Origin of the sequence: Salinispora fenicalii (genome assembly GCF_000514815.1) — a bacterium.
GTDB classification, from domain to species: Bacteria; Actinomycetota; Actinomycetes; order Mycobacteriales; family Micromonosporaceae; genus Micromonospora; species Micromonospora fenicalii.
The window spans coordinates 276,318-284,625 of record NZ_KI911474.1 but is presented as its reverse complement, the minus strand read 5'-3'; the positions used below and the strand labels follow the sequence as shown (position 1 = coordinate 284,625).

At 66.7% G+C, this 8,308-nt stretch carries 9 protein-coding genes; 3 read left to right on the top strand and 6 right to left on the bottom strand.

Going from position 1 to position 8,308, the window contains the following annotated elements; translation table 11 throughout:
• The 4 genes from B116_RS0124535 to B116_RS0124520 form a co-directional block, all read right to left on the bottom strand.
• A partial coding sequence (locus tag B116_RS0124535; RefSeq protein ID WP_033667845.1) for a S8 family peptidase occupies nucleotides 1-920 on the bottom strand: 920 nt, incomplete at its 3' end.
• 263 nt (nucleotides 921-1,183) lie between these two features.
• On the bottom strand, nucleotides 1,184-1,588 hold the full coding sequence (locus tag B116_RS0124530; RefSeq protein WP_027661622.1) for a hypothetical protein: 405 nt from the start codon (nucleotides 1,586-1,588) through the stop codon (nucleotides 1,184-1,186).
• A 185-nt stretch (nucleotides 1,589-1,773) separates the two neighbouring features.
• Nucleotides 1,774-1,995: a DUF397 domain-containing protein gene (locus B116_RS0124525; protein ID WP_018722516.1), complete on the bottom strand. Its 222-nt coding sequence runs from the start codon at nucleotides 1,993-1,995 to the stop codon at nucleotides 1,774-1,776.
• Nucleotides 1,965-2,846 carry a helix-turn-helix domain-containing protein gene (locus tag B116_RS0124520; protein ID WP_027661621.1) on the bottom strand — a complete coding sequence of 294 codons (882 nt, stop codon included), beginning with the start codon at nucleotides 2,844-2,846 and terminating at the stop codon, nucleotides 1,965-1,967. Before B116_RS0124520 ends, B116_RS0124525 begins: the two co-directional genes overlap by 31 nt.
• A gap of 423 nt (nucleotides 2,847-3,269) precedes the next feature.
• Between B116_RS0124520 and B116_RS0124515 the strand changes: the two genes are divergently transcribed.
• Nucleotides 3,270-3,557, top strand: coding sequence for a hypothetical protein (locus tag B116_RS0124515; RefSeq protein ID WP_018722518.1), 288 nt, complete (start codon nucleotides 3,270-3,272; stop codon nucleotides 3,555-3,557).
• Between the two features lie 161 nt (nucleotides 3,558-3,718).
• Here the strand turns inward: B116_RS0124515 and B116_RS0124510 are convergent, their stop codons facing one another.
• Nucleotides 3,719-4,501 carry a Stk1 family PASTA domain-containing Ser/Thr kinase gene (locus B116_RS0124510; protein WP_027661620.1) on the bottom strand — a complete coding sequence of 261 codons (783 nt, stop codon included), beginning with the start codon at nucleotides 4,499-4,501 and terminating at the stop codon, nucleotides 3,719-3,721.
• Between the two features lie 204 nt (nucleotides 4,502-4,705).
• On the opposite strand from B116_RS0124510, the gene B116_RS0124505 reads away from it, so the two are divergent.
• Nucleotides 4,706-5,977 (top strand): hypothetical protein, encoded by a 1,272-nt coding sequence (locus B116_RS0124505; RefSeq protein ID WP_027661619.1) that lies wholly within the window; start codon nucleotides 4,706-4,708, stop codon nucleotides 5,975-5,977.
• 102 nt (nucleotides 5,978-6,079) lie between these two features.
• Here the strand turns inward: B116_RS0124505 and B116_RS0124500 are convergent, their stop codons facing one another.
• Nucleotides 6,080-7,558: a glutamate--cysteine ligase gene (locus B116_RS0124500; RefSeq protein ID WP_027661618.1), complete on the bottom strand. Its 1,479-nt coding sequence runs from the start codon at nucleotides 7,556-7,558 to the stop codon at nucleotides 6,080-6,082.
• Between the two features lie 223 nt (nucleotides 7,559-7,781).
• Here B116_RS0124500 and B116_RS0124495 point away from each other — a divergent pair, with 223 nt between their 5' ends.
• Nucleotides 7,782-8,279: a MarR family winged helix-turn-helix transcriptional regulator gene (locus B116_RS0124495; protein ID WP_018722522.1), complete on the top strand. Its 498-nt coding sequence runs from the start codon at nucleotides 7,782-7,784 to the stop codon at nucleotides 8,277-8,279.
• The last annotated feature ends 29 nt before the right edge of the window (nucleotides 8,280-8,308 follow it).

Sequence of the window (8,308 nt, the reverse complement as noted above, 5' to 3'; positions counted from 1 at the left end):
TTGGAGCGAGAGGACCTGACATCGGTGCTGGTGGTATTCCCGACGGTGATCGCGTCGGGGGTACGGGCTGGTGAGTAGTTGCAGGCGTTGGCGCTGCTGTTACCCGCCGCCAGCGCGTAGGTGACACCGGAGGCGATCGAATTACTCACCGCGTTGTCCAACGCACTGTTCGCACCGCCACCAAGGCTCATGTTCGCCACCGCCGGCTGAACCGCGTTCGCGGTCACCCAGTCGACACCAGCCACAACCCCAGCGAAAGTACCGNTNCCCGCGCAGTNCANCACCTTCACCGCTACCAGATTGGTCTCCTTGGCAACACCATGTGCCGTACCACCAACGGTGCCGGCCACGTGCGTACCGTGCCCATTACAGTCGGTGTCGTTGTTGTCGGCAGTGTTGGTGCCCCAGGAAGCCCTACCACCAAAGTCCTGGTGAGTGGTACGGATACCGGTGTCAAGGATGTAGACGGTCACGTCACTGGCAGTGTTCGGATACGTGTACGAGTTGTCCAACGGCAGATCCCGCTGATCAACCCGATCCAAACCCCAAGACGGCGGATTAGGCTGAGTGCCATTGATCGACACCTGATGGTTCTGCTCGACGTAGGCCACCGCCGGGTCGGCCGCGATCCGAGCGGCAGCACCAGCATCCACCCGCAGTTCAGCCCCACGCAGGGCTGAGGTGTACGTCCGGGCAACCTGGCCACCATGCCGATCCACCAAGCGATCAGCCGACCTCTCGACCGCACCACGGCCGACCGAACTGTCCTTGAAGACCACAATGTAGCTGTCGGCTACAGCCGTAGCACCCCCCGCACTACGGATCTCACCAACCGGTTCAGCGGCCATAGCGGGGGTTGCGGACGCCACCATGGCCATCGTGGCTAATCCGACGAACACGGACCTTCGGGATAGACCCATCTCCTCTGTCTCCCTCCGGATGGCATCAAAGTCCACCGGCTCCCGGACGAGTCGATCGATAGATGCCAATCTTTCGATGAGAATAATCGGCGGGGAGGCGAGAAATCAACACGTCGAGTCACTGGACCATGACTGGAATACCCGGGAGTCACCGATGTGGCGACGGGGGCACGTCTGGCTACCGGGAGGTGAAGCCGCCGGAGATCACACCGTTCAGCACCGCGGACTCGCGGCCTGACCAGCGCCTAGGCACGAAACAACCGTCAGCGGGACCGCCCCGATCCCTGCACGTAGAGAAGTTCGAGAATGGCCCGAGTCGCCTCGAACCAGCGATCTAGCCACCCCGGGGGCGGAACACTGCCCTTCGGGGGAAGTTCCATCAGGAGACCGCGCAGCAACGGGTGATCAACCAGTGATTCGCCCGGACCAGTCGACCAGCCTTCGGCCGGAAAGCCCGTACCCGTTGACGGGTCCCCGTCAAACGAAGGCAGGGGGCGGGGTGAAGCCGGTCGCTGAGGTGCGGGCCCATCCTGCCGCTCGGCGGCTTCGGCGTCCGGCGACACCACCTCGGTGAGCACCGTGTCCCGGCGTGTCCCGCGGTACTTGCCACCGAACCGCTCCGGCTTACCCGGACCATTGGTGAGGTTCTCTGACCCGATCGTCGTCATCCGTCTCGCCTACTTCGTTCGGTTGCCAATCGGCGCGGCGAGTCACTGATCTGCGCCGTACCGACGGGTTCAACGAGACGAAGCCGTTGTGGCGACGGGGCATAGGAAAGCCGGGTCACTCAACCCCAAAATGGGGTAATCCGGTGTCCCCATCCGAACGGGCCGGACGGGGACACCGATCCTGGTCAGCGCGGGTCGAAGGCACCGCCCCGCGCATCGCTGACGAAGGAACGCCAGCCACCCCGGCTGAAGACCAGGGCCGGGCCGGACCTGTCCTTCGAGTCCCGCACGCCGACCGCCCCCGGCACGTACGCCACCTCTACGCAGTTGTCGCAGTTCGGCCCGCTCTTCGAGCTCTTGAACCAGGTGCCCTGCGTCAGGTCCACGGGGAACTCCTTGGTCGCCATTTCCACAACGGCTCCTCTGCCAGTTTCGCGATGTGTGCGATGGACTCCTCAGGGCTAATGGCGGCCGCGCGGATGTGATCAAAGATGAAGCTGTACTTCTGCAGTTCGTCGCTCTTTTCCAGGAAGAGCCCACCCGTGGCGTTCTCCGCGTACACAACATCCGGATCATTGGCTTCGGGGAAGCTCAGGATGCTGAAGGTCCCGTCCATGCCCGCGTGCGCACCAACCTCGAACGGCAGGATCTGCAACGTCACGTTCGGTAGTTCGGTTACTTCCAACAGCCGCTTGAGCTGACCACGCATCACCGTGTCACCACCCACCGGTCGGCTCACCACTGCCTCATCGAGCACCACCCACACATCGACTGAATCATCCTGAGTCAGCAACGACTGACGGCCCAGTCGGACACGGACACGTTGTGCGACTTGTTCTGCGGTGAAGTCCGGTCGGGCAGCACGGATCATGGCGCTCGCGTACTCCTCGGTCTCTAGTAGACCCGGCACGACCTGCTGCTCATAGGCGCGGATGGAGCTGGCCGCCGCTTCCAGGCCGACGTAGGCTCCGACCAGAACCGTGCTGTACGGATGCCACCAGCCCTTCTGTCGAGCCTCGCGAGCGATCTGTACCAGCTCGTTGCTCTCCGCGCCCACCACGCCGTAGATCCGGAGCATGTCCCGGACATCGCGGGGCGTCGCTGTGGTGTGGCCGGTCTCGATCCGGGAGACCTTCGAGGCCGAGCACTCGAGTTGTTCGGCGACCGACTCGATGGTGATTCCCGCGGCTTCACGCTGCCGACGGAGCTCCGCGCCCAGCCGCCGTCGGCGGATCGTCGGGCTTCGCCGCTCAGCCACGGTTCCACCCTGGACTCAATCTCGCGGTCATTGCCACCCGTCCCCCTCCACCTTGACAACTTCCCGGCTCGGCCGTCGCGCCGGGGAGGGCACGACGGTGGACGGGTTCGCGGCGGCGGATGGCGGCGGGACGAACCCGGCCCTCAGTGTGCCGCCCGAATACGAACAGCTCAAGCATTGCATCGCTCTGGACCAACAACCCATCGGCAACCACCGACATGCAACTTGCATGTCGCACGTCACTGATGCACTCTATTCCCTATGGCGGATCACGCAGAGTCCTCCTCTGTTCTCCCACCGTGGTGATCCCACGGGCAGGCACCAACAACGCCAGCCTGCGGGGCACCACCCCGAGGCCGACAACACATGTCCCCCAACAACTCCCGCCGGCGCCTCCGCCGGCCCTCTTTCCCAGGAGCCCATGTGCTTCCCCGCACCGGTGACGTACTGCACGTGACTCGCGCGGCGAGTGTCCAGTTCCTCCGACCCATCGCCTTCCGGGTGATCCGGGTCCTCGACTGGCCAACCTACGACGGTTGGCTCTGGCTCGACGGCTATGAGTTGAACGCATCGGGGGACGCGGTCAGCCGGCGGTCGATCTTCGTACAGCAGGAAGGGCTGGACCAGATCCAGGCCGCGCCGCAACGCCACCCACACACCGTGGGAACATCGCGCCGACCACTGGCGCGGACCCCCGCACGCGTGGGCTGAACTGCTGCGATCCGCCGCCGGTGGGCGCACCTACGAAAGAACCCCGGTACGCCCACCCCGGCATCTCCACGCGCGCCGCCAGGACCCGGAACCTGGGATATCCGCCTAGCAACCGGTCTGGCTGAACGTCAGGCAGCCGGTGGGGTGGTGTGAACGTTCGGTCAGCTGGTGGGGGTGGGCTCGGGGGTCGGAGTAGGCGTTGGCCGCTCCGGCGACGATCCGGGACTCGACACCACCAGTACGACCACGGCTCCCTCCGGTACCAACGCACCCGCCCGTGGCTCCGTCCCGATTACGATGCCGGACGGTTGGTTCGAGGTTCGGTACCGGACCCGGTACGCCAGTCCGGCCTGGTCCAGGATCACCTGGGCCGTCGTCAGTGGCCGGTTCACCACCGGGGGCATGGGAACCTCACCCGGTTCCCCCGTCGGCGACGGCGTGGTCGGCGCAGTCGTGGTTGGCGCAGTCGTGGTTGGCGCGGTCGTGGTTGGCGCAGTCGTGGTTGGCGCGGTCGCGGTCGGCGTGGCGGACGTCGGTATCGGCGAGGCCGACGGCGCAGTGGCCGACGGCGCAGTGGCCGACGGCGAGGAGTCCGGAGTGACCTGCTCGTCGTCGCCGGCGCCGAGGGCCAGCCACAGACCAGTGCCGAAAGCAGCGAGCAGTAGGACAATCACTCCCCAGAGAATCGGTGACCACCACCGTCGCCCGTTCGGCTCCCCGTACCACCCGGTCGCCTCCTGGTACTCCGGCGGACGTGGTGGCGGCACACCCGCACGCCCCAGCCATGCCGCCGGCCCTCCGGTGGGGGGCAGTGGCGCCGTCTGATCGGTGGGGGGCAGTGGCGCCGTCTGATCGGCGGGGGGCAGTGGCGCGGTCTGATCGGCGGGCAGCGGGCGGGTTTCGTCGTCCGGTCCGTCGGCGGCGGGCGTTCGGTCGTCGCTCATCCCACGTACCCCCTAGCTGCCTGACGACAACTTAGCCGGCCGGCAGGGGAATCAGCGGGAATCAGTTCACCGCGCCCCGATCCGTGTCAACGCGACGCCCCACCACAACTACTCTGCGTAAGATTTTGAGGCGAGTACTCCCCGTCCCGACCACAGGACGTTACGCTCGCCGGCATGGCGAGACGCGGCTGGGCAACTTCGATCATGACCGCGCTTGGCACCGCCGCCGGGGCCGGCGCCGCCGCGCTGGGCTTCGGCTACGGACTGGGCATCATCAACTGGGCCCCACCGCCTGATAAGAGCGTCGCTGTCACTGCCTGGACAGCCAGTCTGATCTGGGCCATATGGATCGCCGCCACCTCCACTGTGGCTGGTGCGGTCTGCGCGCAACGCCTCCGTCGTCGTGGCCCCGTGGAGCGCCAGCCGACCAGCGACCACGGCCAGCTCTCCGGCGCGGACTCGACAACCGACCGCCCGAGCGGCCCCGACGCCGCCGCACCGGCCACCCGGACGACGGCAGAGCGGAGCAAGGCTGAGCCGGATAGATCCGACGGTGCGCTCGGCAAACTGGCGCTCGCCGGAGCCGCCGGGATCGGTGCCCTGATCACGGTGCTACTGACCGCCGTACCGGCCCGGGTGGCCGTGGTACCCGGCGTCGCCGCGCCCCGCGAGGTCGCCGCTGGATACGCCGCCCTGGGAGTGCTGGTCGGCGTGGCCCTCGCCGTGTGGGCGTTGCATTCCCGCGCCGCCGCCACCAACGTAATCGCAACCGTCGGCTGGCTGTGGCTACTCGCTGTAGTGGCCGTTGTGGACGGTGTCATTGCGGGACGGGGGCTGAATACCGCCCAGCTCGGCATCTGGCAGCTCAGCGTCGGCGGAAGCGAGCTGTGGCTCCGCGACTGGTTCTATTGGCCGGGTGCGCTACTGTCCCTCGGCTCCGCCCTCCTCATCGGCGTACTGGTCGCCCGCGGTACGGCCAGGCATCCCGATACGCGGATAGGTGCCACCGCCTCCGGCGCAGCCGGTCCGCTCCTCGTCGCGATCGCCTACCTGCTTGCCGTGCCGGAACTGGCTGATCTCGCTCCCGGTCAGGCATCAGCGCACCTCATCGCCCCGTACGCGGTCATCATCGGCTTTGGGAGTTCGTCGCTGGTCGCCGCGCTCGGTCAACGGGCCAACCGCCGGACGCGGACCGATTCGCCTCGACCAGCGGAGCCCCCGGCCAATTCGCCCCAGTCGGCGGAATCCGTAACCGACCCGCAGCCGGACGGTTCGACCGCCGCGACGCCCACCACTCGCGGCCGAACGCGGGGGTCAGGCAGCCGGCGGCCCCGCACCGGGAAGGCGGATGCCACCAGCGGGGTACCGGCTGCGCGCACCGCGAACGATGCACCAGCAGAGGATGTCTCCCCCGCGCCGCAGGAGCCAACGGAGGTGGGTTCACACCGACCCCGATCCACCCGCCGCACCAGCTGACGGCAGTGGCGGGAACGTCCCGGACCGGCCATTGCCCCGCCCCGGCGGTCACCATCGACACCGGCACAACGACCGCCCGGGGCGTAGTGTCGAGCACCCCGCCTAATCGACCGGCCAGGTATGCACCGGCTCGTTGCTGCGCTGGAGTTCGGCGTACCGCTGGACCATGTGGTGCAGCGCCGCCGAGCGGTCGAGCTTCCGGTGCCGTTCGGCCGCCCACACCGTCTCCGCTTGCCATACCGCGCCGTTGCGCCGGGTCCGACAGCGCTGCTCGATGACGCCGAGCAGCCGGTCTCGCTCACCGGGAGCCACGCCGAACCGATCCAACCCGATAGCGGCCTGCGGCAGCAGCACGTCGAGGACCAGCTCCGCGACCGGCACCTCACCGAGCCGAGGCCAGTGCACCACGGCGTCGATGCCGCGGCGCGCGGCGGAGTGGAAGTTCTCCTCCGCCGCGCTGAAGGTCAGTTGACTCCAGGCTGGACGGTCCGCCTCCGCCAGCCCGCGCGCCGATCCAAAGTAGAAGGCAGCGTTGGCCAGCATGTCGACCACGGTTGGACCGGCTGGCAGGACCCGGTTCTCCACCCGTAGGTGCGGGCGCCCGCCGGTGATGTCGTAGACCGGCCGGTTCCAGCGGTAGACGGTGCCGTTGTGCAGGCGCAGTTCGCCGAGTTTCGGCACGCCCCCGGCGTGCAGCACCTCCACTGGGTCCTCTTCCTCGCAGATCGGCAACAGCGGTGGGAAATAGCGGACGTTTTCCTCGAAAAGGTCGAAAATTGAGGTAATCCACCGCTCACCGAACCAGACCCGAGGGCGAACGCCCTGCGCCTTCAACTCGTCTGGCCGGGTGTCAGTCGCTTGTTGAAACAGCGCGATCCGGGTTTCCGCCCAAAGTTGTCGGCCGTACAGATAGGGGGAGTTGGCTCCGGTAGCCACCTGGGCGGCGGCGATTGCCTGCGAGGCATTCCAGTAGTCGGCGAAGTTGTCCGGCGCGACTTGAAGGTGCAACTGCAGACTGGTGCAGGCAGATTCAGGGGCGATTGAGTCGGTGTGGGTCTGTAGCCGCTCGACTCCGCGGATGTCGAGTTCGATGTCTTCGCCCCGCGCTCCGACGATCTGGTCGTTGAGTACCCGGTAGCGCTCGTTGGTGGAGAGGTTGTCGACGACCAGGTGCCCCTCGGTCAGGGTGGGCAGGATTCCCACCAGGAAAATCTTCGCGTCGGACTTGGCTGCCCACTCGTCGGCGCGGGCAAGACTACCGCGAAGGTCCTGTTCGTAGCCGGTGAAGCCGGAGCCCTCGATCAGTCGGGGCACGGCGTTCAGCTCGAGATTGAACTGCCCCAGCTCGGCCTGGAAGAGCGGGTCGGCAATGTCGGCGAGAATCTCCTCGTTACGCATCGCCGGTTCCGCAGCAGAGTCCACCAGGTTCAGCTCGATCTCCAAGCCGGTCATCGGCCGATCGGCGTCAAAACCGAAGTCATCCAGCATCAAGGCGAAGACGTCCAGGCAGCGACGCACCTTGCGGCGGTAGCGGACCCGATCCTCCCGGGAGAAGGCGCCCTGCGTGACATCCCTGCCCATGTGTCCTCCCGGCGCCCGAGGTAACGGAGCGATGCAGCTCCGCTGCGCATTGTGAACCATTCACGGCAAGAGCGCCCAAGGCAGCGGGCCAGAGCCGGGCGCACACGAGCCCACCAACCTGGTCACGTGCACCTTCCACAAAAATGCTTGTTTTGTAAATAACGTGGTGAACAGATTCACTCACGGCAATATTTCGTTGATCAACTACTGGTAGGATCAACAGGTGGACCAGAATGTGTTCGACGACCCCCGGATCACCGCCGTCGGCCTACTCGTCGAGGCGCACGCTGGGCTGACAGCCCGGTTCACCGCTCAGTTCGAGGAGCATGGCCTCTCCCCGGTGGAGTTCGAGGTGCTCACCCGGCTCGCCCGCTCACCCAACAACCAGCTCCGGATGACCGACCTCGCCGCACAGACCTCCCTCTCCACCAGCGGGACGACCCGCGTGGTCGACCGGATGGAACGCAATGGACTACTCGCCCGGCGTGCCTGCCCCGCCGACCGACGCAGCTCGTTCGCGGTGGCCACCGAATCCGGCCGTAAGCGACTCAACGCCGTACTCCCGGGTCACCTACGAATCATCGAGGAGTGGTTCACCGGGCAGCTCGACCCGGAATCGCTGGCCCGACTCCTCGAAGGGCTACGTCGGGTGCGAGATGCGGTCCATCCCGGCGCTACCGCCGGTGCCATCGACCCAGAACCGGACCGAGATAGCGACTGACATCGCACCATGGGTAGCGCCGGCTTGGG

Bases quoted from the DNA above. Each gene is read 5' to 3' on its own strand.
- B116_RS0124530 (WP_027661622.1), bottom strand. From the start codon at position 1,588: ATGACGACGATCGGGTCAGAGAACCTCACCAATGGTCCGGGTAAGCCG.
- B116_RS0124525 (WP_018722516.1), bottom strand. From the start codon at position 1,995: ATGGCGACCAAGGAGTTCCCCGTGGACCTGACGCAGGGCACCTGGTTC.
- B116_RS0124510 (WP_027661620.1), bottom strand. From the start codon at position 4,501: ATGAGCGACGACCGAACGCCCGCCGCCGACGGACCGGACGACGAAACC.
- B116_RS0124505 (WP_027661619.1), top strand. From the start codon at position 4,706: ATGACCGCGCTTGGCACCGCCGCCGGGGCCGGCGCCGCCGCGCTGGGC.
- B116_RS0124500 (WP_027661618.1), bottom strand. From the start codon at position 7,558: ATGGGCAGGGATGTCACGCAGGGCGCCTTCTCCCGGGAGGATCGGGTC.